Raw genomic sequence first — 1,741 nt, 5'->3', positions numbered from 1 at the left:
TCGGGGCGCATTTTGCCGTCTTACTGGTGCCCGAGGACCTGCCACGGATCCAGGGCTTCTTCGACGCCGCCCGTGCCGGCGAGAGCTCCCACTACGAGCTCGAGATCATCGTCAGCAACGGTGAGCGCCGCGCCCTGGAACTCCTCAACCTGCCGATCATGGTCGATGGCGTGGTCAGGGGTGTCTATGGCATTGCCAAGGACATCACCGAGCGCCGCCGCAACGAGACACGGTTGCGCGTTCTCGAACGCGGCGTGCAAGCCAGCATCAATGGCGTGGTCATTGCCGATGCCACCCAACCCGACCTGCCGATCATCTATGCCAACGCGACCTTCGTGAAGATGACAGGCTATTCCCTGGACGAGGTGCTGGGACGCAACTGTCGCTTCCTGCAGGGTGAGGACACCGATCTCGAGGCACTGGAAGCGATTCGTGACGCCTTGTCCGAACGACACGATGTTCATATCACCCTGCGCAATTATCGCAAGGATGGCAGTCCCTTCTGGAACGATCTCTATATCTCGCCCATCCCCGACGCCGAAGGCCTTATAACGCACTTCGTGGGGGTGCAGCACGATGTCTCCGAGCACAAGGCCTATGAGGCCCAACTGGCCCACCATGCCAGCCACGATGCCCTGACGGGACTGGCCAATCGGGCCCTGTTCGAAGATCGGCTGGATCATGACTTTGCCCTGGCCCGTCGTCATGGGTATCGACTGGCCGTGTTGTTCATCGACCTCGATGACTTCAAGCCTATCAACGACAGCCTGGGTCATGCGGTGGGCGACAGGGTCTTGAGGGAACTGGCCCGGCGGATGCAATCGGCGATGCGTGCCGGTGATACCCTGGCCAGGCTGGGTGGCGACGAGTTTGTGGTGCTCGTTCCCGATATCGACCAGGACATGCAGGTCACACAACTGGTCGAGCGCCTGCTGCCCTTGATCGCACGTCCCTACCGCATCGATGGTCATGAGCTCTACCTGACCGGCAGCGTGGGGATCGCCATCAGTGATAAGGATATCCTCGAGCCCCGGGAGCTCATCCAGCAGGCCGACATGGCCATGTACCAGGCCAAGCAGCAGGGCCGCAACGCCTACCAGTGGTTCACTCCGGAGATCACCGACAAGGTCGGGGAGCGGGTGGCGCTGCGCAATGACCTCCAGGAAGCCATCGACGGGCAGCACTTCGAGCTGCACTATCAGCCACTCATCGACCGGGACGGCGAAGTCTCGGGGGTGGAAGCCCTTCTGCGCTGGCCACATCCGCGCAGAGGCTATATCTCCCCGGCGGACTTCATCCCTCTGGCCGAATCGACCGGCCAGATCATCCCCATCAGTCAGTGGGTGCTCGACAGGGCCTGCCGGGACATGTGCGGCCTCTCGGAAAAGGGTCTCGGTGAGGTCAGGGTGGCCGTCAATCTCTCCCCGCTGCAGTTCCATCGTGCGAGCTTCCTGTCCAGCCTGTGTCACACGCTCCAGTCTATCGGTCTGGCGCCCTCGCGGCTGGAACTGGAACTCACCGAAGGCATACTGATGAACCGGACCGAGACGGCCATCGATATCCTCAAGGCACTGCGCAGCATGCAGATCGGTGTGTCCATCGACGATTTCGGCACCGGCTTTTCCAGTCTGAGCTATCTCAAGTACCTGCCCATCGGCAAGGTGAAGATCGACCGCAGCTTCATCCATGAACTGTCGACCAGCGAACAAGATGCCGCCATCGTCCAGGGGATCATCTCCAT

1 protein-coding gene is annotated in these 1,741 nt (G+C 61.3%); it reads left to right on the top strand.

The features are described from left to right. Positions 1-1,741 (top strand): putative bifunctional diguanylate cyclase/phosphodiesterase (locus ACESMD_RS01580; RefSeq protein WP_372609691.1); only part of this gene is annotated, 1,741 nt, incomplete at both ends.

Origin of the sequence: Halomonas sp. (assembly GCF_041689495.1) — a bacterium.
Lineage (GTDB): Bacteria > Pseudomonadota > Gammaproteobacteria > Pseudomonadales > Halomonadaceae > Halomonas.
Note: the sequence above shows the minus strand (reverse complement) of the source record. Positions and strands in the feature narration are given on the sequence as shown.